Source organism: Granulicella sp. WH15, assembly GCF_009914315.1.
In the GTDB taxonomy this organism is placed as follows: domain Bacteria; phylum Acidobacteriota; class Terriglobia; order Terriglobales; family Acidobacteriaceae; genus Edaphobacter.
Genome location: NZ_CP042596.1, coordinates 1,713,151 through 1,736,477, shown reverse-complemented (window position 1 = coordinate 1,736,477; position 23,327 = coordinate 1,713,151). Strand labels below are relative to the sequence as shown.

The 23,327-nt window shown below is 57.6% G+C and carries 14 protein-coding genes and 1 tRNA gene; 11 read left to right on the top strand and 4 right to left on the bottom strand.

Translation table 11 applies throughout. The annotated features are described in order from the left end of the window. Positions 1–2 precede the first annotated feature (2 nt). A complete protein-coding gene (ffh, locus tag FTO74_RS07220) occupies positions 3–1,388 on the top strand; it encodes a signal recognition particle protein (RefSeq protein WP_162537538.1) in 1,386 nt (461 codons plus the stop codon). Positions 1,389–1,435: 47 nt separating this feature from the next. Here ffh and FTO74_RS07215 read toward each other — a convergent pair whose 3' ends face one another. Next, complete coding sequence (locus tag FTO74_RS07215; protein WP_162537537.1) at positions 1,436–3,211, bottom strand: IPT/TIG domain-containing protein; 1,776 nt, start codon at positions 3,209–3,211, stop codon at positions 1,436–1,438. A gap of 208 nt (positions 3,212–3,419) precedes the next feature. Here FTO74_RS07215 and FTO74_RS07210 point away from each other — a divergent pair, with 208 nt between their 5' ends. Continuing rightward, entirely contained in the window at positions 3,420–4,235 is an 816-nt protein-coding gene (locus tag FTO74_RS07210) for a hypothetical protein (RefSeq protein ID WP_162537536.1), read from the top strand. A gap of 13 nt (positions 4,236–4,248) precedes the next feature. On the opposite strand, the gene FTO74_RS07205 is transcribed toward FTO74_RS07210, so the two are convergent. Then, positions 4,249–5,109, bottom strand: a complete 861-nt coding sequence (locus tag FTO74_RS07205; protein ID WP_162537535.1) for a sugar phosphate isomerase/epimerase — start codon at positions 5,107–5,109, stop codon at positions 4,249–4,251. Between the two features lie 72 nt (positions 5,110–5,181). On the opposite strand from FTO74_RS07205, the gene FTO74_RS07200 reads away from it, so the two are divergent. Continuing rightward, complete coding sequence (locus FTO74_RS07200) at positions 5,182–5,850, top strand: redoxin domain-containing protein (protein WP_162537534.1); 669 nt, start codon at positions 5,182–5,184, stop codon at positions 5,848–5,850. A gap of 24 nt (positions 5,851–5,874) precedes the next feature. Here FTO74_RS07200 and FTO74_RS07195 read toward each other — a convergent pair whose 3' ends face one another. After that, positions 5,875–7,374 (bottom strand): M20/M25/M40 family metallo-hydrolase, encoded by a 1,500-nt coding sequence (locus FTO74_RS07195; protein WP_255462550.1) that lies wholly within the window; start codon positions 7,372–7,374, stop codon positions 5,875–5,877. Positions 7,375–7,599: 225 nt separating this feature from the next. Here FTO74_RS07195 and FTO74_RS07190 point away from each other — a divergent pair. The 8 genes from FTO74_RS07190 (at position 7,600) to FTO74_RS07155 (ending at position 20,785) form a co-directional block, all read left to right on the top strand. Then, positions 7,600–7,675, top strand: a tRNA-Lys gene (locus FTO74_RS07190). Between the two features lie 363 nt (positions 7,676–8,038). Further along, positions 8,039–9,421 carry a patatin-like phospholipase family protein gene (locus FTO74_RS07185; protein ID WP_162537533.1) on the top strand — a complete coding sequence of 461 codons (1,383 nt, stop codon included), beginning with the start codon at positions 8,039–8,041 and terminating at the stop codon, positions 9,419–9,421. Between the two features lie 291 nt (positions 9,422–9,712). Next, positions 9,713–10,312 (top strand): sigma-70 family RNA polymerase sigma factor, encoded by a 600-nt coding sequence (locus FTO74_RS07180; RefSeq protein WP_162537532.1) that lies wholly within the window; start codon positions 9,713–9,715, stop codon positions 10,310–10,312. Beyond that, entirely contained in the window at positions 10,309–11,580 is a 1,272-nt protein-coding gene (locus tag FTO74_RS07175) for a hypothetical protein (RefSeq protein ID WP_162537531.1), read from the top strand. Before FTO74_RS07180 ends, FTO74_RS07175 begins: the two co-directional genes overlap by 4 nt. A 122-nt stretch (positions 11,581–11,702) precedes the next feature. Next, entirely contained in the window at positions 11,703–14,909 is a 3,207-nt protein-coding gene (locus FTO74_RS07170; protein WP_162537530.1) for a TonB-dependent receptor, read from the top strand. A 102-nt stretch (positions 14,910–15,011) separates the two neighbouring features. After that, complete coding sequence (locus FTO74_RS07165) at positions 15,012–16,256, top strand: MBL fold metallo-hydrolase (RefSeq protein ID WP_162537529.1); 1,245 nt, start codon at positions 15,012–15,014, stop codon at positions 16,254–16,256. 53 nt (positions 16,257–16,309) lie between these two features. Further along, on the top strand, positions 16,310–17,950 hold the full coding sequence (locus FTO74_RS07160; RefSeq protein WP_162537528.1) for a tannase/feruloyl esterase family alpha/beta hydrolase: 1,641 nt from the start codon (positions 16,310–16,312) through the stop codon (positions 17,948–17,950). A 360-nt stretch (positions 17,951–18,310) separates the two neighbouring features. Next, positions 18,311–20,785: a glycoside hydrolase family 9 protein gene (locus tag FTO74_RS07155; RefSeq protein ID WP_255462548.1), complete on the top strand. Its 2,475-nt coding sequence runs from the start codon at positions 18,311–18,313 to the stop codon at positions 20,783–20,785. Positions 20,786–20,868: 83 nt separating this feature from the next. On the opposite strand, the gene FTO74_RS07150 is transcribed toward FTO74_RS07155, so the two are convergent. Then, on the bottom strand, positions 20,869–23,235 hold the full coding sequence (locus tag FTO74_RS07150) for a winged helix-turn-helix domain-containing protein (protein ID WP_255462547.1): 2,367 nt from the start codon (positions 23,233–23,235) through the stop codon (positions 20,869–20,871). Positions 23,236–23,327: the final 92 nt, after the last annotated feature.

Here is a 23,327-nt window from a genome sequence, read left to right as displayed (position 1 = left end):
ACATGTTTGAGAATCTAAGCGACAAACTCCAGCGTTCCTTCAAGACCCTCCGCGGCCAGGGCACCATCACCGACGAGAACATCGCCGAGGCGATGCGCGAGATCCGCGTCGCGCTGCTCGAATCCGACGTCAATCTCACCGTCGTCAACACCCTCGTCGAGCAGATCCGCACCAAGGCCATGGGCACCCAGGTCACCACCGCCCTCAGCCCATCGGAGCAGATCGTGAAGATCGTCCACGACGAGCTGGTAGCCCTGCTGGGCAAGGACGTCGCCAAGTTCAAGACCGCCTCGCAGCCCCCCTCGGTCATCCTGATGGCGGGCCTCCAGGGATCGGGTAAGACGACCACCAGCGGCAAGCTCGCCGCCTGGCTCAAGAAGGGCGGCCACCGCCCCATGCTGGTCTCGGTCGACGTCTACCGTCCCGCCGCGCGCGAGCAGCTCGCAATCGTCGCCAAGAGCACCGGCACCAATCTCTACGAGGGCAAGCTGAACGAAGGCGAGGCCAACACCGACGCCGTGCTGCGCCTCGCCAAAGAGGCGAAGCGCGACGCAGCCAACTTCGGCTGTGACATCCTCATCGTCGACACGGCGGGCCGCCTCGGCATCGACGCCACCCTGATGGACGAGATGGCGCAGCTCAAGAAGCTGCTCAACCCATCCGAAATCCTCTTCGTCGCCGACGCCATGACCGGCCAGGACGCGGTCAACTCCGCCAAGGCCTTCAATGACCTGCTCACCATCACCGGCGCTGTCCTCACCAAGATGGATGGCGACTCCCGCGGCGGCGCGGCGCTCTCGATCCGCCAGATCACCGGCGCGCCCATCAAGTTCCTCGGCACCGGCGAGAAGCCCGACGCCTTCGAGCCCTTCCACCCCGACCGCATCGTCAGCCGCATCATGGGCATGGGCGACATCGCCACGCTGCTCGAGCGCGCCGAAGAGAAGCTGGACAAGGGCAAGGCCGAGCAGTTTGCCAAGAAGGCCCTCAGCGGCCAGGGCTTCTCGCTCGAAGACTTCCGCGAGCAGCTTCGCCAGATCAAAAAGATGGGCAGCATGAAGTCGATCCTCAAGATGCTCCCCTCGGTCGGCCCGTTCGCGGGCATCGCCCAGGCGGCGGAGAACGTGGACGAGAGCCAGTTCTCACGCGTCGAAGCCATCATCAACTCGATGACGAACAAGGAGCGCCAGAACGCCGACCTGCTCAACGGCAGCCGCCGCAAGCGCATCGCAGCAGGCTCCGGCACCAGCGTTCAGGAGGTCAACAACCTCCTCCGCCAGTACTCCCAGATGTCGAAGATGTTCAAGACCATGGGCTCCGGCGGCGGCATGAAGGCCCAGCAAAGAATGATGAGCCAGATGCAGGGACGCCAGAAGTTCGGTAGATAAAGAAAGGGCCCCTGTCGGAGAGGATTCTCTCCGACAGGGGCCCTTGTTTATTTCTGCTTCGGTATGCTTTTGGATGAGTGCGCTGTCCACGTCCGGTGTACATCCTTCGCCACCGGCGCACCAGGCTCTCTGCTCTTCGTCGAGACAAACGATCCACTGACAAGATAGACCTGCCCCGTTGGCGCCGTAGAGCTTATATTGTTGCTTTCACTCGTAAACGCCAGCCCATTGCTTCCCCAGCGGATCATGTGCGTCGGCGTTCCGACCACATCTTGCACCGCCAGCGTCCCGATCGGAGTATAGCGATTGATATCGAAGCTCTCGATCGTATAGGTACCGTTGATGGCCCCCGACTGCTGCCCGATGAAGAAGATCACTCCGTTCGCCCCATCAGGAACAGCGATCCCCGAGGCATTGAACTGACCGACCTTCGTCCCATCTACAGGATTGATGATGGTGCCGCCATCGGTATAGAGCAACTGGGTCGTGGAGTCATAATGAAACCCCTCGGAAAATCCACTCGCCACTCCGCCATAGTCCTTGACTGTCCCAAATCCACTCGCAGTTACAGGGACCGTGTAAAAATCGAAGCCGGTATCCTCCGTATTCAGCGCAAACATCTCGGTGCCGGTGGAGTTCCACTGAATCGAGTTGAAGAGATCTCCACCGGTACCTGAACAGCCGATTTCGATGAATCCGCAGAGTGCATTCGGACGAGCCACAGCGTTATCGTAGATCTGCACCCCGCCTTCTTCTTCCGGGCTTATCCCTGGCGTCCCCCGAACCACCGCGACGGTGCCGTCGGCCACTGGCGAGGCCTGCAGATCCAACGCCACATAAGGGCCGTCAAACGAATCTGCCCCGAGTGGAATGGAGATATCGGGCGTCAACCCAGGCAGTGCAAAACGCTGCACGCTGGCTCCTCCATCCAGGCTGGCATACAGATACTTGCTGCTGCTGGAGACAGAGAGCAGATTCGGCTCGCTCCCAGCAAAGGTCGAAGTACCAAGAGCTCCGGTAACTGGATTGAGCGCCTGTACCGCATTGCCGTTGGTTCCAGCCAGGCTCGGCAGCGAAAGATAGATCGACTGGTTCACAGCATCCCAGGCCAGATCATTTGCCGGAACGTTCACCACGGTCAGCCCCGATGCTCCAACCGCATTAATCATCAAGGTAAGGCTCGTAGAGGTTCCGCCGCCAGGAGACGGATTGACCACAGCGATCTGCGCGGTGCCTGCAGCCGCCACGTCTGCGGCGGGAATCTGTACCGTCAGAATCGACGAGCTCTGATAAGACGACGTTACTGCCTGTCCGTTCCAGGTGACGATCGAACCAGTGACGAAATTCCCTCCGTTCAGGGTAATGGACGTCTGGCTGGAACCCACCTGAACAGATAAGGGTGTGAGCGATGTCAGCACGGGAATCGGGTTTGGTATAGGCGATGCCGAGACGGAAAAAGGAAGAGTTCCCGAAGACAAGCCACCTGCATCCGGGGGATCAGTTACGCCCACCTGCGCTGTCGTTGCCGAGGACAGATCGCCGGGGAGCAACGCCATCTGGAGGCTGGTCGAAGAGACATAGAGGGTCGCACGTTCGGTCCCGTTCCAGGTGATCTCCGAACCTGGAACAAAGTTCGATCCTGTAACTGTCAGGGTTTTCCCCAGACTCCCCGCAACAATCGACGTCGGCGAAAGGGTGGAGACGGCAGGAGCAACGGGTGGGGGAGTGGAGTTACTTCCCGAGTTATTGGGGCTGCATCCAATCGACGAAAGCAGTAAAAGACAGGCAGCAAAAGGGACAACTCTACAAAGTGGGGCCTTCATCACACCTACTCAACTGATTTTTTTTCTTGAAGATATTTGTTTGTATCTAAGATTCGGACCGAGGTCAATCACTCCGTTTGTGAAATTCTGGCGACCACTGCTCCAGATCGAGAAAAAGCACGCCCACGCAATATCCCGAGACCTGTAACACTCCAGCTACAATACCCCCAAGACCCCGACATAAAAATATCCCTCTTCGGAGAGCCTGATGAACGACCTAGCCGTCCCTTCTGCGAACCCCTGGCCGTCCCGCATCTTCCAGATCTTCTCCGGTACCTACCTCTTCCTCATCGGCCTCTCCCTGGCCCTGGTTCTGCTCGCCACCGGCGGCCCCAGCTTCTGGTATCTCCCCGCCGCGTTCCTCTTCGCGCTCTCCGGAATCGCCTGGTTCCGCCCGCGCCTCGGAGCCTCCTTCTCGCTCCTCTTCACCCTCATCTTCTTCGTCCTGCTGGTCTCCCTCAAGCCCTGGAGCTGGCCCGAAGCCCGCGCCAAAGGCTTCGCCATCCTGCTCGTCCTGCTGCTCGCCGTCGCCGTCTGCCTCATCCAGATCAGCCGCCGCGGCCTCACCCTCTCAGCCGTCGCCACCGCCGCCATCTGCATTCTTCTCTGCGTCGCGGTCGACCGCATCTTCACCAACCGTCCCCACATCCGCACCCTCACCATGGACTGGACCGCCGACGGCTCCACTCCCTGGACCGACCCCATCCCCAAGGGTCCCAATGGCGACATCCCCGTCCTCATCTTCACCGTCGTTCCCAACGGCTACTGCTACGATGCCGTCTTCTCCGACGAACTCCGCAAGCACCTGCTCTCGCTCAAGAAGAACTCCATCCGCGTGGACTACAACGAGTTCACGACCTTCGGCAAGCCCACCGGCACCTACAACATCCACGCCGTCGAGGGACTGGTCCTCAACAACGGCCGCCGCGCCGTCATCCCCACCAAGAACAGCTACGGCGGCACCATGATGATCCCCACCGCCGGAATGCCCAAGACCTACGAGCCTCTCACCTGCCCGCGTTGAGCCATAGCTAAACTCAGGCCGGGACACCCATCCCGGCCAGCACCTTCCTCATATAGGCGAAGCTCTCCACCACCCCAGGCATCGGATCGTTCTCCTTGATCTCGTACTCGAGATCAACATACCCCGGATACTTGATGTCGATGAGCGCCTGAAAGATCTCCCGCACCGGCATGATGCCCCGCCCCACCTCCACCTGACTATCCTTCGCATCCGCCTTGGCCAGATCCTTCATGTGCACGTCGAAGAGCCGCGGCCCCACCTCGTGGATCGCCTTCACCACATCCGTACCGGCGCGCATGGCATGGCCCACGTCGAGACAACAGCCAATACGCGGGTCCATCCCCTTCACCACGCGCAGCACATCCAGCGGCGAGTGATAGATCTTATCCTCCGGCCCGTGATTATGGATCGCCAGCCGGATATCGTACTGGCGCACAAACCGCTCGATCCTCGGCAGCACAGCCGGGTCAGGATCGCCCGCCACAATCACCCGCGCTCCGGCCCGCTTGGCGTACTCGAACTTCTCGCGGATATCGGCGTCTTCGTCCTTCGGAAAATAAATCGTCCCCACGCCCGTAATCGCAATTCCCGCAGCGCGATAAGCCTCAATCGCCTGCTGCTCCTCCGCAATCGACGTCGAGGGCAGATGATCCTTGGCGTCCTTGCAGTTGATCGTATGGAGCCGCAGCTCCTTCATAAACCCGATCACCTGCGCCCGCGTGAACTGGCGAAAGGTATAGCTCGCCATCCCCAGCCTCACCGGCGCGGCGGCCGTTCGGCCCTGAAAAGCCCGTGCAAAGGGCACCTGTGCAGCGGCCACGGCGAGAGCGCCCGTGCGGAGAAAGTTGCGTCGATTGATACCAGCTACATTCATGGCCGGAATCATACAGCGCCGCCGTCACACAGGTCACCTTCGCCAAGCCGTCCCGCCGCTGCATAATGGAGTATGGCTTCCCTGTTACAGGATCGGCTCGACGCCATCACCACCCGCACCCGCGCCCTCGTCCAGGCCGACCGCCTCGCCGTCTCCGAGCAGGCCACCGCCGACCTCTTCGCCTCCGGCATCGAAGACCGCATCCTGTCCGCAGGCTCGCCCGCGCCTAGCTTCGCGCTCACCGACGCCAGCACCGGCCAGACCGTCCGCTCCTCCGACCTGCTCGCTCTCGGCCCGCTGGTGCTCTCGTTCTTCCGTGGCCGCTGGGACCCGTACTGTGTCACCGAGCTGGAAGCCTGGCGCGATCTCTACCCCACCCTGCGCGAACGCGGAGCCTTCTTCACCGCCGTTTCGCCACAGACCCGCCGCCAGAACGACTTCACCGCCCAGCAGCACGGCCTCAGCTTCCCCCTGCTCTCGGACCCCGGCTGCTCACTCGCCGCCGAGTTCGGCATCATGCACACGGTGCCACCCGCCGCGCGGCGCTACTTCCAATCCATCCTGGTCAATATCCCCTTCGCCAACTCCGGCGGCACCTACGCTACCGCGGATGAGGCCTCGTGGCGACTACCTCTACCCGCGGTCTTCCTCATTCGCCAGGACGGCATCATCGCCTTCGCCGAGGCCCACGCCGACCCACGCGTACGCCCCGAACCCGACGACATCCTGGCCCTGTTATAGCCATCGCCCGCCGCGCCCAAGCCCCTACTTCATATCGATCAGGGCCGCCATCGTCTCCACCCCATCCCACATATTCTGCATCCGCAGATTCTCATTCGCCGCGTGCTGATTATCGTCATGGTTCGCAATCGGCACACTGATCGTCTTCGTATTCGCAGCCCGCTCCATCGCATCCAGCGGCACCGTCCCGCCCGAGGTCGGCAGCAAAATTACCTTTCCCCGAGCACCCTTGATAGCCTCAATCACATCCGCCGCAATCGGCAGGTCCATCGGCGTCCGCGAAGCATTCTCCCCCACATCGCCCTTCATGTACGCCACTTTCGGCTGCGCCAGCAGCTCCGCCCGCGTAGGCTCAGCCGAGGTCACGTAATATCCCTGCGACCTCACATAATCAATCACCCGCTGCTGCTGTACTTTCCAGTCGATCCCGACCACCAGCCGCATATCCAGATTCGCAATCGCGCTCGGAGGAATCGAGTTGGTCGAGTGCGTCCCCGTCTGCCCCGAGGCAATGCCGTTAATATTCAACGTAGGCAGATTCAGCAGCTCGCGCAGAGGCTTGCCGCCGCCATCCGTATGCCCCAGAGCCAGCTCCTGCCGCAACATCCCATCGTTCATCGGAGCCGAAGCCAGAGCCTGCTTCTCGAGCGGTCCCAGCGGCGCAGCCCCCTCGTAAAAGTGCGGAATCAGCACCTTGCCGTCCCCATCCTTCATCCCCGCCAGCAACTGCACCAGCATCATCGCCGGGTTCGGAGCCCAGTTGCCATAATGCCCGCTATGCAGCGACCGGCTCGGCCCGTAGACGACGATCTGCATATGCGTATCGCCGCGCGCGCCGAAGATCACATTCTGCTGCCGCGTCTGGTCCACCGGCCCATCGCACACCAGCCACACATCGCCGCCGATCAGATCGCGATGCGCCATTAGAATCTGCTCCAGGTGAACCGAACCGGCCTCCTCCTCGCCCTCCCATACAAAACGAATATTCGCCTTCAGAGGAATGTGCGCAGCCTTCAACGCATCGAGCGCCGTCAGTTGCGCAAAGATCGCGGCCTTGTCATCCCCGGCACTACGCGCAAAAACATACGGTTCCCCGTTCACCTGCTTCATCACCGGCGTAAACGGAGCGCCATTCTCCCACTCCGAAGCCGTCACGGGCTGGCCGTCGTAGTGCGCATAGAGCACAATCGTCCGCGTAGCACCCGGCGTCTTAATCTCGCCAAAGACCACCGGCGGCGTCCCCGCAGGCAGCCCCGGAGCCGTCAGCAACTGTGCCGCGAATCCACGCTGCGAGAGCTGCTCCACCAGAAAGTCAGCGTTCTTCTTAAGCCCCGCCGGATCGGCAGCCACATTCGGAATCGACAAGAAATCCACGAACTTCTGCGTCAGCTCCGGCTTGCGAGTCGCAGTGTAGTCATGCGCGGCCCGTGGCGCGGGCGCGGCGGGCTGGGCCACCAGCGGGGCAGACATCGTGGCAGACAAGGCAAGAAGCGCAGGCAGGGGAAAGATCCACTTTGAGGGCATGGGTTGAACTTAGCACGCGTCAGCCGGAGTCCCGTACAAATTCCTCCGCAGCTCATTCATATTGGAGTAACGTTTTCCACTTCCGCCCTGCTCAAGCCGGGTCGAACTGTGCTATTCTTTGTTTGTGAGAGAGTGTTGCTGTGCGCGTAAGAGCCGCCCGGCTCCGTATCAAGCGCCGCTCTGGACCATCGACAACATGGTTCTATCATCCTCGATCCTCACATTGGACGCGTAGCTCAATTGGCAGAGCATTCGACTCTTAATCGACTGGTTGAAGGTTCGATTCCTTCCGCGTCCACCAATTATCTCCTCAGAAATCAAGCAAATATCAACTCCAGATCATTTGCTCCACCCGTTTTATTTTTCCAAACCTGACCAAACTTTCGGGGTCTGCCCGGCAAGCAGTATCAGCCAGAGCAGATCGTAAATCTGCTCGATCGATCAAAATAGGGATAGCGAACAGGACGGCGCAAGGAGTACAGTGGCTCCGCTGAGTTACCCAATCGATTACAGAATTGCTTTTTAAGATTTCGCTTGACTCGCTGTATGCCCTCCGGCGAAATTGCAAGTGCATTCCCCTCGCAAACAGACACGCTTCGCAGGAACTAGGCCCTAGCAGCGTCTTATTCCACCGGGTTCCCTCCGGTATTTCCTGGTGTCGATCATGCCGAAACGACTAGCCATCACGATTGCCGGCGCAGTCTCTCTTGGGAGCTATGAAGCTGGTGTGCTCTATGAGGTTTTGGATGCTGTCCATCAGCACAACAATAATTCTGCGACTGCCGCAAGCGATCGAATCGTTATCGACGTATTGACAGGCGCATCTGCCGGTGGCATGACCGCCATCATCCTTGCGCAAAAGCTTATGTACGGAGCGGGCGAGTTTGTCGGGCCATACGATAACCCGCTATACAACATCTGGGTCAAACGAATCTCGCTCGAAGAGCTTCAGAAGCCCGAGGACAGCGAACCAGCCCTGCACTCACTCTTCTCTTCCACCCTTATCGAGACAATCTCGAAAGAGGCATTACTGGCTCGCTATGAAGGAGAGCTGTCACCGAAGGAACGACACAGCGGAGTCGGCGATTTCATTCGCGTGGGCGTGGCGTTGACTAACTTGAATGGCATCGCCTATGGATACGACGTTACCCCGGGAGGTCGCTTCACATACATCGACTACGGTGATCAGTTGTCCCGCGAGGTCGTCGATGCTATGAGTGACACCTCAGATTTTTGGGAGCCACTACGGCAGGCTGCCGTCGCTTGCGGGGCATTTCCCGTTGCCTTTCGTCCTCAAGATGTGTCGCGCTCTGCAAAGATAGAATCAAACGACTATCCCTCTCCCAATCTTGAGAAATGGGCTCAGGACCCTCAACTCTACACGTATTCCGATGGGGGTATTCTGCAGAACCAGCCACTCGGTATGGCAAAGAATCTTGTGGACCTGATTGATTGCCATCAGAATCAGGACAGTCGTTACTATCTATTCGTCTCTCCCCACGCGAAAGATCCTGATACATCCGATACGTTCCATGCGAGAAACGCAGATTACTTCCATCTACTCATGCGTCTGGTTTCGGTGGCGATCGGTCAGTCGGGATTCCAGGATTGGATTACGGCGAAGGACGTGAACACTCGCTTGGCGCTGCTCGATGAGCGTGCCAAGGGGCTCAGGGACGCAATACTGAATCATCAGATCGATGTACCGGCTTTGATGCTTACTTCAAATTCCGTCCTCCTGCTCTTCTTCCCCCACGGCACCCATCGCGCGCCAGGAGCCCGGAAAGATGAGTCACTTCTCGATGCGAAAGATCGCATTCAGAAGCAGTATCACGATTGGGTCAATGATCTGGCTGGAATCCCTGGAGCATCCGATGCCTTCCGCGATGCGGTTCTGGCCTTCGAGACATCGGCTGGTCTTGGAGCTTGTTGCTTCCCTACACTTGAGCGAGCCAAACAGAAAATTGAGCCGGGGTTGAAAGCGGGCTTAGGAAGAAATACGCGGTTTAGAGCACGTTTGCAGCAAGTTCCACAACACATCTGTTAGTTGGAGACTTCACGCCCAGGCATGCACTGGATTTAAGTGAATACGGCTGTCATCGAAGATTTGTACCAATGGTTTTCCTAAATTTAATGTGAGAGCGATACAGGGGAAAACTAAGGATTTTCAGTGTATTTTCGAAGGATACGGTGGAGTCATGCGACGGCTCTCTACTGTTCGGTTGTCGCATGATTTGCGTCCTCCAAGCGAGAGTATTCGGTGTCATTCAGCAGCCCTCCAGAGCGTGCTTTGTCGTTGCCCTTCCTCAGGGCCAAGCAGAAGCGTCCGGTTGCGTCTGTGATTCCAATCGAAGAAAAGGTGCCTTCTTCCACCGATGAGAGCCTAATGGCTGCTCTCAAAGAACGTGATCAGGATGCGCTTTCGGAGCTGTTCCGCCGATACTCCCGCCTTGTCTTCAGCATGGCCTATCGCATCCTTCACGACGCGGGTGAAGCAGAAGAGATCGTACAAGACGTCTTCCTCTACCTCTATCAAAAGGCTGCTCAGTTTGATCAATCCAAGGGAAGTGCGAAAACCTGGATCGTTCAGGTGACACATTCTCGATCGCTCGATCGCAGAGACTTTTTGCATCGCCGACATTTTTACCTTGGTACAGATGTGGCAGATCTCGCGAATACATTGGCAGGAACAAATGATGTGGAACATCACATTGTGTCGAAATGGAATCTAGCCCAGCTACAAATCGCATTGTGCGAACTGCCCGAAAAGCAGCGGCGCACATTGCAGTTGTTTTTCTTCGAGGGGCTTGAGCTCAAAGAGATTGCAGGACAACTTGGCGAATCGCCGGAAAACGTCCGGCACCACTACTATCGCGGCCTTCAGAAACTAAGAAAAAACGGCATCGTGCAGGAACTAAAGGATACTGAGAAGGAATGACCGACAACCATTCTCAATTCGACCATGATCGGTATGAAGAGCTTTGCGCTCTCGCCACGGCAGGTGCCCTGACGACGGAGGAATCGGCGGCCCTCTTGACTCATCTCAATCAGTGTGCGGAGTGCAACAAAGTTTTCGCACAATATCAAAGCCTTGCCAATGAAGGTATGTCGATGCTGACCGATCTTCATCGGTCAACACCGGAAGTTGCACAGTTCGATGAAACATCGGCATTAGCGCGACTCTTAGATACGGCAAAACATTCCCCGCCGAACACGAAGTCAAAACATCTCTCACCTTTTCCATTCGTGCCTTCTATCGTGTGGCGCGGAGTTGCAGCAGCATCCATTCTGGGCTGCATAGGCTTCGGTTCATACCATCTTGGAGAACGTAGACACAGAGACGCTGCTATCGTTCCCACGTTCTTACCTGTTCAGACGAGCAACGTCGATAGTGACACGCAGAAGGTAAAGCTCGCACTGCAAGCATCCCAAAGACACGAAGCAGAGTTGCAATCTCTCGTGTCTACAAGCAGCGCGCAAATCGAGAAGTTGCGCGCGGATGCTAAAGCGGCGCAGGCTCGCCTGGATAATCTCACAGCTTCCTTGACGGCATCCAAAACGGACGCCGCCTCGCAGATCGTCAGCCTCACCGAGCAGAGAGATGCCGCCAACGCACGGCTTCGCGATGCTCAGCAGTCTTATCAGACCGTGCAGGACGAATTGAACAACTTACGGTCGCAACGCAAACAAGACCTCGTGCGAATCGCATCCTTGGAGAGCCAAGTGGGAGGTCTCACTGTTGCGGTAAATGATCAGGACAAGCGTACAAAGAACGATGAGCAATACCTTGCGTCCGACAAAGATATCCGCGACCTTATTGGTGCCCGCAATCTCTACATAGCGGACATCATGGATGTGAATGAGACCGGGCAGGCGCGCAAACCATTTGGTCGCGTGTTCTATACCAAAACAAAATCGCTGATCTTTTACGCGTACGATCTGGATCGTCAGCCCGGAGTAAAACAGACCAGCACGTTTCATGTCTGGGGGCGGACAAGCGCGAACGACCGCCAACCCATCAATCTCGGTTTACTCTACTTGGACAGCGAGACGAACCGCCGCTGGACGCTACGTGTGGACAATCCAGAGCAACTCGCGAGACTGGATGCGGTCTTCGTTACGATCGAACCCGGGAAGCAGATCGAAAAGCCTAGTGGCAAGCCTTTCCTCTATGCATCGCTACGGCGCGAGCCAAATCACCCGTAGCTTTCCTTTGTGAAGATTAGATTACTTCTCTGAGAGAAGCGGTACAGATCCCGAGCTGGCCCCGTACTTGCGGATGTAGCCACCCAATCTGCTCACAGACCTCAGAGGAGAAATCCATCCTAATGCGCCGCCTAGCTGCTTACTTGTTTTTTGTGCTGTTCTTCGCCGGTCGTGTGTTTGCTCAGGGAAGCAATGCGAGTCTAACGGGAGTGATCCAGGACTCCTCGAAGGCCTTCATCCCCGACGTACGCGTGCTCGCCATCAACACCGATACAAACCAGAAATTTGAGGCGAAGACCAACAAAGACGGGAACTACAGCATTCCCTCACTGCCAGTTGGCCCGTATCAAATGCAGATTGAAAAATTAGGCTTCCGCACAATCCTCAAAGAAGATTTATTTCTGCACACGCAAGATGTACTGCAGATCAACTTCCAGATGGCCGTGGGATCGACTTCCGAAACGGTCACAGTAACTGGCGAAGGCGCACCGATCAACACGTCGGACGCAACCGTAGGCACCGTGATTGATCGCCAGTTTGTGGCGGACATACCGATGAACGGCAGAAGCTTCCAATCCCTGGTTGCCCTATCGCCAGGAGTATTGACCAACACGCCACAGGCTTCTGCTGCCACTCCAGCGAATAACAATCAGGGGCAGTTCAGCGTCAATGGTATGCGCTCCGACGCCAACAACTTTACGGTAGACGGCGCAAGCGCGATGAATGCTCCCGCGTACAACAGCTATGCTGGATCTGCTGGCGCAATGCCAAGCGGAACCGCGCTCGGAACCACGCAATCGATCATCTCCGTAGATGCGATGGAAGAATTCAAAATCGCGACTTCGAGCTATTCAGCGGAATACGGTCGGCTGCCAGGCGCGCAAGTAAGCTTCCGCTCTCGGTCAGGCACCAACGACTATCACGGGACTGCATACGACTATCTCCGAAACTCCGCATTCGACGCCAACAACTGGTTCAACACCTATAGCACCAGCCCTCTTCCAACACCCAAAGAACGCCAAAACGATTTTGGCGGAACGTTTGGTGGGCCGATCTCGATCCCCCGAGTGTATTCAGGCAAAGACCACCTGTTTTTCTTTTTCTCATACGAAGGGCTGCGTCTGACTCTTCCATCGGCGGCATCAATCACCACTGTTCCGTCAAACGGCACATTCAACACCGCCACCTATACAAATCCCGCATATAAGAACCTGCGCGCGAATGCACCCGCCGCACTCCAGCCGCTCTTGAATGCCTACCCCTTGCCAAATTGTTCGACGGCTACAAACCCTCAGTGCGTAGACAACGGCCTCGGAGGTTCCCCATTCATCTTCAGCGCGACAACCAGAGGTCTCATCAACTCTATCAACGCTCGCGTTGACTACCAGATCGCGCCGACCATGCGATTATTCGCTCGCTACAGCGACACAATCAGCAATACAAGCGGGCCGACGGCGCTCGACCTAAGTGCCACCAACACTCGGAACCGGATCTATCTATTGGGATTGGATCATGCGTTGCGCGGAAACATCGCGAACGAACTCCGGCTGCAGTATTCATCGGCCGTATTCAACGGGCTCAACACCCCGGGCAATGTAGGCGGCGCTGTCCCGATCAACTTGTATACGGCGCAGGGATTGCCGAATCCAACCGGCGAGACTTTGATTGAAATGTCATTGCCAAGTGGATCGTTTTTTTATGAGGAAAATGACGGATCGAGCCAATACCAGCCGAATGCGCTCGATACAGTCTCATGGTCGCACGGGAGGCACTTAGTCAAGGCAGGAGTCAACTACCTGCAGACTACGGCTTATTACGGAGACGGAACGCTTTCGCGCGGTCCACGTGTCGTCTACAATTTTACGAACGCAGACACTGTCCTGAGCAATGCTGCCTCTATCACAGCGCAAAATATTTTGCGTACTGACCCCACAACCAAGAACCTCGGGCTCTTCGTGCAGGACGAATGGCATCTTTTCCCGCGCCTGAGTCTATCCCTCGGGCTTCGTTGGGATGTTAACCCGCCGCCTTCAGTTTCTGGTGCTCCGACGACTACATATACCGGCAACGTCAATAATCCATCGTCGCTGGGACTGTCTAAACCCGGTGCCCCGCTCTTTCAGACGACCTACACGGATTTTGCGCCGCGGCTCGGCGTAGCAGTTACGATCTACGACGCACCCGGCCATGAACTTGTCTTCCGTGGCGGCGGCGGCCTCTTCTACGATTCCATCTCTCTGAACGGAACCTATGGTGGCGGCACGAACCTCGGTGCGGCATCGCAGGGCACCTATACTGGTCACGCTTTCCCACTAACAGCCAGCCAGATCCTACTGCCCGTTACTATAAATCCACCCTATTCATTCTTGAACTACCCAGCGAACAACATCGTTCCGCCATATTCAATACAGTGGAATGGCAGCCTGGAGCAAGCACTCGGCCAGAAACAGACTGTCACGGTAGGCTACGTTGTTTCCCTTGGACGTAAACTTTCGACGATCCAGCAATATTCCGTAAATAAGTTCAATCCGCTATTCAATACGTTCTACTTATTTGTGAATGGTCCGGGCTCGAACTATAACAGTCTCCAGATGAAGTACCAGCGCCAGTTGAATCATGGACTTCAAGCATTGGCCTCCTATACCTGGTCTCACGCCATAGATTGGGCGACCGCAGACAACTCCAGAACTGCCGCATTCCCGCTCCAACGAGGAAACTCGGACAACGACGTCCGCAATAACTTTACGGCTGCTCTCGTCTATAACCTGCCGACAAACTACGAGAATCGGTTTGTGAAGTCGGTGCTCGGTTACTGGAATGCAGACCTATGGTTCGTAGCCCGCAGTGCCTTTCCTTACGAGCCTGTCGGTCCAGCGGTAGTCGATCCGGCGACGGGATATCAAATTTCTGGTGAACTCAACTACAACGGCAAACAACCCTACGTGAATAAAGCCGGAATCCCGGGCGGTCGCCAGGTTGATCCGACGATCTTCAGCGTCACTGCAAGTCCATTGGGGGCTGGCAACGCTCCGCGTAACTTCTTGCGAGGATTTGGAGAGAATCAAGCGAACTTCGCCGTACAACGCAGCTTCCCACTGTTTGAGCGCTCACAGCTTCAGTTCCGCGCAGAAGCCTTCAACGTCGCCAACCATCCGGCATTCGGGACCGTGAATACAACCTGCGGCGTGACTGCCCCGGGAGCAACCTGCAACAACGTCCTGATGGGCCAAGCCACCAATACGCTGTCGAATGGCTTGGGCGGATCGTCGGCGCTTTACCAGCAAGGCGGTCCAAGATCGCTGCAATTCATGCTGAAGCTTCTTTTTTAGCAAATTGCAACCAACCGAACGCCTTTTGACCGCATTGTTGAGAGGCGTTGTTTCTGTATAGCCAGTCACCGAGTCAACGATTGTGCTTTTTACTGGAGCGATATGAAGAGACGAAGGTTTTTGCAACTGGCCTCTGCGGCCGGACTATACAACTCCGTGCGAGGCTTTGCACAAGGCATCTCTCCGACACTGGAGCCCTGGCAGCCCGGAATGCTCGACATCCACCATTTAGCTTATGGTCGCGGCAATTCAACATTCATCCTTGGCCCCGATGGGACAACCTTCCTGATAGATGCTGGCGTGACGAAGGATTCCACAAAGGTTTCATGCGCGCAGAAGCCGGATACCCATGTTCGACCGGGAGAATGGATTGCTTCGTATGCCTTGAGGCAGATGAAACCCGCAGGGAGAAAGGAGTTGGATTATGCGCTGATCACCCACATCCATCCGGACCATTTGGGCGATCCCACTGGAGAGGTGGTGCCGTCCACCAAGGGCAACTATCAGTTAACGGGCATAACGGACGTCGATGCAAAGGTACCGATCCAAAAGCTGATTGACAGGGCCTTTCCCGACTACAGCTACCCAACACCTTGGCAGGCTCCCTTCGCTCAGAACTATATGGACTATGTTCACTCGCGCCAGCGCCTCGGCGAACCAACGGAGCGCATCACCGTTGGCAGCTCGACTCAGATACATCTCGTCCAACATCCCGACCGCTACAAAAACTTTACCGTCCGCAACCTCGCTGCCAACGGAGAGGTATGGACAGGAATTGGAGAACAGACTCATAAGACCTTTCCAGATCTGAAAGAGCTGGCAAAGCAGGATTATCCAAACGAGAACATGTGCTCAATTGCTCTTCGTCTTAGCTACGGGAAGTTTGATTACTTCACAGGTGGCGATCTCACCTCGGGAACAGAAGAGGAATCGACAGAGCCCTGGCGCGACATCGAAACCGCCGCCGCCAAGGCTGCGGGTCCGGTGGAAGTCGCCATCGCCGACCATCACGCATTCTTCGATGCCGTCGGACCGAATTTCGTCCGTGAGCTTCGCCCCGAGGCTTTTATCATTCCAGCCTGGTACGTCTCCCATCCGTCGACCTTACCGCTGCGCCGGATGTTCAGCAGCAAGCTCTATCCGGGCGACCGTGACGTATTCGCAACATGCACGATGGAAGAAAACAAAGTGTTCAATAACCAGTTCAACTCAAAGATGAAGAGTCTGGACGGCCATGTTGTTGTTCGGGTCGCGCCGGGCGGCGAGACATTCCAGATAGTTGTGACGGACAACTCAGATGATTCCGATCGAGTGAAGCTCGTTTCGGGACCGTACCGCTGCAGCTAATCGTTCGAGAAACTCCCCCTCGACCCAGACCACCCCATCGAAGGCGTGATCGAATGAGTAACAGGTATCTGGACGTCTCTCTCGCGCTTCTGTTGACAGCGTTTGGCCAATCCAGCTTCGCCCAGCAATCCTGCGAAAAGCTGAAAGGCCTTCAAGTGCCGAAGGTAGAGATTACTTCGGCGACCTTGGTGCAAGCCGGTTCCTTTGCCAGTTCCCTGCCGACCGTTGCAGGCAATACCACCGTCGTGTTGGCCACGCACTGCGAGGTTAAGGCTGTGGCACGTCCGACCAGCGATTCTGAAATAGGAATCGAGATATGGCTCCCTGCGGAAAATTGGAATGACAACTACGAACAGCTCGGAAACGGAGGGTGGGCCGGCGCCATTCACGAGGCTCCGCTGGCCGGAGCCCTGCAGCACGGCTTTGTTGCAGCGGCGACCGACGACGGCCATAGAGGTGGGATGTCAGCCGACGGCCGACAAGCCATAAGATCGGCAGCGTTTGCAATTGGACACCCTGAGAAATTGATCGATTTTGGCTATCGCGCGCTTGGCGAGACCCGAGCCACCGCACTGGCAGCCATCAAGGCATATTATGGCCACGACGCGGTTCGGTCTTACTTCTCTGGATGCTCAGATGGCGGCCGTGAGGCCCTGATGGTGGCCCAGCGTTTCCCTGAGGACTTTGACGGCATTCTTGTCGGAGATCCGGGCAACGATTGGTCACACTGGGCTGCCGGTCTGGTCTGGAACGAGCAAGCCCAGTTCGCCGACTCTCCCAGTGCAATTCCTATCGCCAAGCGAGCCCTCATCCAAAGTGCTGTGATCGCCGCCTGCGATACGATTGACGGCGTCAAGGACGGATTAATCTCCGATCCACGCTTCTGCCGCTTCGACCCCGCCGTGCTGACTTGCAAAGGCACAGACGCCCCCAACTGCCTCACCGCTCCTCAGATTGCCGCATTGAAGAAGATCTACGAGGGCCCCCAAAATCCTCGGACTGGCGAGCAAATCTACCCCGGCTATCCTCCCGGGATCGAAAATGCTCCAGGCAGCACCATCATCACTCCTTCGCGGCAGAGCACGTCCTCCTTCGGCGACACGTACTTCGGGCAGGCCCTGTTCGAGCAAAAGAACTGGGACTTCCGGACGCTGGACTTCGACAAGGACATCGCGTTCTCCGATCGCAAAGGCTCGCCCGTGGTCGACTCCATCAATCCCGATCTCCGCTCGTTCCGAGACCACGGCGGCAAGCTCATTCAATACCATGGCTGGTCTGACGCCCTCATTCCCCCCGGCGGTTCTGTCGTTTACTACGAAAACGTTGAGGCGTTCATGAGCAAGTACCCTGATCCGAGGAGCGACAGTTCGAATCCGGTCGATACCTTCTATCGACTCTTCATGATCCCTGGCATGGGCCACTGCTATGGCGGAGCCGGTCCCACCTCAATCGCTCCAACAGGCAGCGCAGACGCGACCGATCCGCAACACGACTTGATGCTCTCGCTTGAGCAATGGGTCGAGAAAGGCATCGCGCCTGAAATGCTCATCGGATCGGGTAAGACTCCCAATGCCCCCACCAAGACCATGTCCCGCCCCCTCTGCCCTTATCCGAAGATGGCACGCTACAAGGGCAAGGGCGATACCAATGACGCCGCCAGCTTCGAGTGCGCCGCGCCACCAGCCCAACAGTAGACAGTAGCCAAGTTCATGTCTTGCTGTTGAGACCTGGAACTCGGCGAGTCTTCTCCAGTTTCGACTGCTGAGTTTACCCATTTTTTGTGCCCCACAAAAAAACCATACCTGGGACACAAACGGCGCTTAGACTGTGTGCATGTCATTGTAAATTGCGGCAAAGGAGCAGGTTGATCCAAATCTATGCTTACCCGAATTAAAGCGTGTCTTCTCTTGGTCCTGACTGCTGGCCCAAGCCTGTTCGGCGCCGATTTCGCCATGAAGGTGACCGACAAGAATTACCTCGATACTCAAGGGTTTAGCGTATTTCTCTACGACAGCACCTACCATCCCGTTTTCGTTGACCAAAAGAACACGGCTATGGAGATGATTCTTCACGGCCAGCGCATTGCCACGAACGGCGACGTGCGCCTGATGCCAACGCCCGAACAGTGGGACCTGGTAGCGACCCTCAAAGACCGCCAGGCCGATAAGGCGAACGACCGGCTCACCGCCAACCTCGCTTTCCCTACCTTTGATCTCAACTACACCCTGGAAGTCGCAGCGGAACCAGGCGGCGTGAAGGTCAGCATCAATCTCGACAAGCCGCTACCCCAGAAACTGGCCGGACGAGCGGGCTTCAACCTTGAGTTCCTGCCCTCGATCTACATGGGCAAGGCTTACCTGGTGGACGGAACCAAAGCCGGTATCTTCCCGCGAACGCCTAACGATCCGATGGTCAAGGTGTTGCCGCTGGCCGACGAACCGAAGAAGGCTTACTACCTGGAGGACTGGGATAAGGCCAAGGGATACACTCAGCCGCTGCCGTTCGCAGAGGGCAAGAGCATCACCCTGGGGATCGACGACCAACTGGCCCGGGTCAACGTCAAGTCGGATACATCCGACCTCATGCTGTTCGATGGACGAAACCGCGCCCAGAATGGCTGGTTTGTGTTGCGCTCGCTCATTCCTTCGGGAAAGACCACCGGAGCCATCGTATGGCACATCCGGCCGGACGTGATTCCGAACTGGACGCGGCCGCCAATGATCGCACACAGCCAGGTCGGCTATGCGCCGGGCTTCTCCAAGGTGGCTGTGCTCGAGCTAGACCCGAAGTACAACGGCCCAAAGACGGCCAAAGTGATGCGTCTGATGGAGGACGGATCGTACAAGCAGGTGTTCGAAGGCCCGATCACGCCTTCCACGCCGTGGCTGCGCTACACCTATTCGAAGTTCGATTTCACCCCGGTCAAGGACCCCGGCCTTTATGTAATCCAGTACGCGGACCAGCGTACAGCGCCCTTCCCTATCTCCAAAGACGCTTACGCTCACGTCTGGCAGGACAGCCTGGACCATCACATTGCCGAGCAGATGGACCACGTCTCCGTTCGCGAAGGCTACCGCGTGTGGCATGGCGCTTCACACCTTGACGATGCCCGTCTGGCGCCCGTGGTTGGGGAGCAATTCGACGGCTTCAATCAGGCCACGGCAACGGACGGCAAGTACAAGGGCGGCGATCACATTCCCGGAATGAACGTAGGAGGCTGGTACGACGCCGGAGACTTCGACCTGGAAGAGCCCGCGCAACTGAACGTGATTCAGAGTCTGGCCCTGGCGTATCGCGAATTTAACCTCAAGTACGACGAGCTTACCGTGGATGAAACCACACGTCAGGTTGAGATGCACCGTCCCGATGGCGTGCCGGACGCGGTGGAGCAGGTCAAGCATGGCGCACTGCTCATCCTGGCGCAATTCCACAATATCGGCCATGCCATCCGCGGCACGCACGAGCCGGATCTACGCCAATATACGCACCTCGGAGACGGAGCATCGAAGACCGACGGCCTCATCTACGATCCGAAGCTCGGTCTGAATGAAGTGAAGGACGGCTACTCCGGCAGGCCGGACGACCGCTGGATCTTCTCCACGACGAACCCGTCTTACCAATGGAACGGCATCGCGGCGTTGGCCGCAGCGGCCGATGCCCTGAAAGGCTGGGATGACGCATTAGCGAAAGACTGCCTTGATACCGCGATCAAAGCATGGAACGACGAGAAGGCTCACCCAACTCCGAATATGTCGGGCGGCAGCGGAGCGGCTCCAGCGGGCGCTCCCGGAGGTGGCGTGCTGGCTGCCTCTCAGGGCGCAGCCTCTGGCGCTCCGACAGGTTCTGGCACGACTAGCGCACCTCCAAATCCTCGGACCGGCTTTGGCGTCGGACAGGACTGGGCCGCGGCTCTGGAACTGACCATTGCCACGAATGGAGCCGAGCCCTACAAGTCCCGTCTGAAGGAGTTGTTTCCCCAGATGATCACCCCGCAGCAACTGGACTTGCGTGGCTGGACGGCAGTCCGGGCCTTGCCCTATCTGGATGCGAGCGCGAAAGATCAGATGCGGGAGGCGGTGAAGACCTACATGGCCGGTCTGGACAAGCAGTTGGACGCCACCCCGTTCGGCGTTCCCCCGAGCCTGCGCACCTGGGGCGGGTCGGGGGCCGTGGTTGACGTGGCCGTCCGGATGTACTTCCTGCACAAAGCGTTTCCGGATCTTGTGAGCCCCGAATATACGCTTCGTGCCGTCAATTACATTCTCGGCACGCATCCGGTATCCAGCACTTCGTATGTAGCTGGCGTCGGCACGGTCTCCAAGACGAAGACATACAGCAACAACCGCGCCGACAACGCCTACATTCCGGGTGCCGTGATTCCGGGATACATCATCATCAAACCGGATTTTCCGGAGTGCATCGACGACTTCGGATTCCTCTGGTTCGAGGATGAAGCCGTCGTAGCCGGATCGGCAAACTGGGTCGTGGCCGGCAATGCTGCGGACGCGATTACCAAGGAACTAAAGTAGGTCCAGTAATAGAAGCGCCCGGAGCCCCCAGGGGAGCCGGGCGCTTTCTTGTTCTGAGGTATTCAGCTTCTTCTTTCGCCCATTTATTGGGCCGGAGCGACCGTTTGCAAAGAGGCAAGCTCCTGCTTGGCCTGTCTCACAAATATGGCGTCGGGATCGGCATGGACCCAGAGTGTAAGGAAGTGCTGGTAGGCATCGCTTGCGGCAGTGCGGTTGTTTTCTCTTGCAAGAGCGCGGCCGAGCTGGAGCCATGCCAGCGGGTAGAAGCTCGACGTAGGATCTAGTCTTTGATTCGCGATAACGTAGCGGAAGTCTTTTTCGGCAAACGCGGGCTGGCCTGCGGCAAGGTAAGCGAGACCCCGGCGCATAGGCAGGTCGATGCCCTTGGAGTCGAACTGGTGGGTAGGTTCGAGCAGAGTGACAGCATCGTGGGGCTTGCGGTTGGCCATGGCAATCTGGGCATGGATGATGGGCTCCCAGTAAAGCTTCCACAGCGTGCCTTGCGGATGTTCTTTCTCCATCGCCCGAACGCCCGCAGTGGCAGCGGCGATGTCGTTGATCTCAGCGAGACCCACGAGATCCATGCCGCTCTCGGGATCGGGAGGGCTGGCACGCAACATACGCGTGCCTGCTTCGATGTCGCCAGCCTCGATGAGATTGATACCCATGCTTCTCGTATAGGCGTCTGCCTGGCTCCCAAGCCCCTGATTACGCAGGATTTGGGCCGCATGGGCGATCAGCCTGCCCGCATCGCCAAAGCGGCCTTCTCCAACGGCAATACCCGCCTCGCCGATGGTGAACAACGGCGTCTGCGGATGAGCGGCAGCCCAGTCCCTCTGAGTTTTAAGCATGGCCGAATCGTGGAGCATGTAAGCGACCGAGAGACAGCCCGCACGCAGATGGTCGCTGTCGATCCCCTGGTCTATGGCGTGCTGGCACGTAGCGCGCGCCGCTTGCCCATTTCCCGTACTCATCTGAGCGAGTGCAAGATTGAGGTTCAAGCCGGCGTACCTGGGCCGTAACGCCACCGCGTGAGCGGCGGAGATCTCAGCATCAGGATAGTGTCCCAGTTCTTGCTGGGTAAGCGAGAGGCCGTTCCAGGCAATGACTGAGCGGGGATAAAGCTGCGTCCAGGCCTGATAGTTTCTTTCGGATTCAAAGAGGTCCCCAACGACGACCATGTCGTAGTGGGCCGTGATGGTCAGGCGTTCGAGGGCTCCGGCCGAGTCGCGCAGGCTATATGCCTTCTGAATTGCCTCGCGGGCAGAGATCGGATCGCCATTGACGCTGGCGGTGTAAGCCCAGAGATCATTCCAGGCCACCGCGAAGCCTGGATCGTCAGCGACGGCTTGCTTGAGCAGATTGATAGCCTCGGGCAACTTACCCTGCTCAGACATTCGCGAGGACTCGCTATAGGCCTTGAGTGCTTCGAGGGAGGCGGTCGTTGCAGGTGAGAGCCGCGCGCTGAAGCGGGCCACACTATTGCGGGATTCTCCGAGCTTCCGGCGGATACTTTCGGCCAGCCTGTCGATGCTCCGTGGCAATTCCTCGGGTTTGCCTGCCTCCTGCCGGGCGCTGGCGAGGGTAGTGCCATCGACGCAGCTGGTAGCTTCTTCGGTCAGGAGAAAGTGCGTGCCATTGCGGACGACCATACCGTGAAGGACGGCCTGGCTATTGGTCCGTTCGCAAAGATCCCTGGCGGTAACGACCGTGATCGGGTCATCCGGTTTTTGCTTCATCTCGACGAGGGTGGCGTTCACCGTGTCCTTGGGGACGAGGGAGACAAAAGGGCTTTGGGAGAGGTCGATTCGCAGCGCTGCCAGAAGGGCGCGGTCAAGGGTCAAATCGCCAGTGGTCCCGTCCATTCCTGTGACAACTACCTGAACCGGTGGGCCGCCGGTGCGGTCCATCCATCTCTGCCAGCCGAACCAGCCGATTACGCAAACCGCCGCCACGGCGACCAATCCCCCCGCTACCCAATAGAGACGGCGCTTTCCGGATGGAGCGGACAGTAGCGGGTGGCTGACCTCAAGTTCCTGAAAAGACAGCTTCGAGGTGTCCTCTTCCTCCTCTTCGAGGGTAATCCGGGTGATGGACTCGCTCGCACTGATAACCATCTGATTGCCGGGGTTCTGCTGCCCCTCGACCGCAGAGGCTGCGACTGCAAAGCGATACCCACGCCCGGGAACAGTCTCGATAATCTTTGCTCCCGACTCATGCCGGGAGAGCGCCTTGCGAAGCAGGAAGATGTGCTGGGTCAGGTTGCTCTCTTCGACGAACGACTCCGGCCAGAGCGTACGCAGCAATTCGTCCTTCCCCACCACCCGGTCGGCATGATCTGCCAGGTAGAGAAGCAGGTCGAAGGTCTTCCTATTGAGCGGCAGGGGTTCGTTACGCCAGATCAACTGCCATCGGTCGCGATCAATTGCATACTCCTCAAACCTGATCAAACGATTCGGAATAAAGGACATAGGTCGATTGAGCCTTAATTGAGGGGAGATTGAGTCGGGCTTGAGGACGCTATTTCGGCGCCGTGGGAGAA

Excerpts from the sequence above, each read along its gene's own strand:
- FTO74_RS07155 (WP_255462548.1), top strand. The coding sequence starts at position 18,311 with ATGGAGATGATTCTTCACGGCCAGCGCATTGCCACGAACGGCGACGTG.
- FTO74_RS07210 (WP_162537536.1), top strand. The coding sequence starts at position 3,420 with ATGAACGACCTAGCCGTCCCTTCTGCGAACCCCTGGCCGTCCCGCATC.
- FTO74_RS07205 (WP_162537535.1), bottom strand. The coding sequence starts at position 5,109 with ATGAATGTAGCTGGTATCAATCGACGCAACTTTCTCCGCACGGGCGCT.
- FTO74_RS07200 (WP_162537534.1), top strand. The coding sequence starts at position 5,182 with ATGGCTTCCCTGTTACAGGATCGGCTCGACGCCATCACCACCCGCACC.
- FTO74_RS07160 (WP_162537528.1), top strand. The coding sequence starts at position 16,310 with ATGAGTAACAGGTATCTGGACGTCTCTCTCGCGCTTCTGTTGACAGCG.
- FTO74_RS07215 (WP_162537537.1), bottom strand. The coding sequence starts at position 3,211 with ATGAAGGCCCCACTTTGTAGAGTTGTCCCTTTTGCTGCCTGTCTTTTA.
- FTO74_RS07175 (WP_162537531.1), top strand. The coding sequence starts at position 10,309 with ATGACCGACAACCATTCTCAATTCGACCATGATCGGTATGAAGAGCTT.
- ffh (WP_162537538.1), top strand. The coding sequence starts at position 3 with ATGTTTGAGAATCTAAGCGACAAACTCCAGCGTTCCTTCAAGACCCTC.
- FTO74_RS07195 (WP_255462550.1), bottom strand. The coding sequence starts at position 7,374 with ATGCCCTCAAAGTGGATCTTTCCCCTGCCTGCGCTTCTTGCCTTGTCT.
- FTO74_RS07165 (WP_162537529.1), top strand. The coding sequence starts at position 15,012 with ATGAAGAGACGAAGGTTTTTGCAACTGGCCTCTGCGGCCGGACTATAC.
- FTO74_RS07185 (WP_162537533.1), top strand. The coding sequence starts at position 8,039 with ATGCCGAAACGACTAGCCATCACGATTGCCGGCGCAGTCTCTCTTGGG.
- FTO74_RS07170 (WP_162537530.1), top strand. The coding sequence starts at position 11,703 with ATGCGCCGCCTAGCTGCTTACTTGTTTTTTGTGCTGTTCTTCGCCGGT.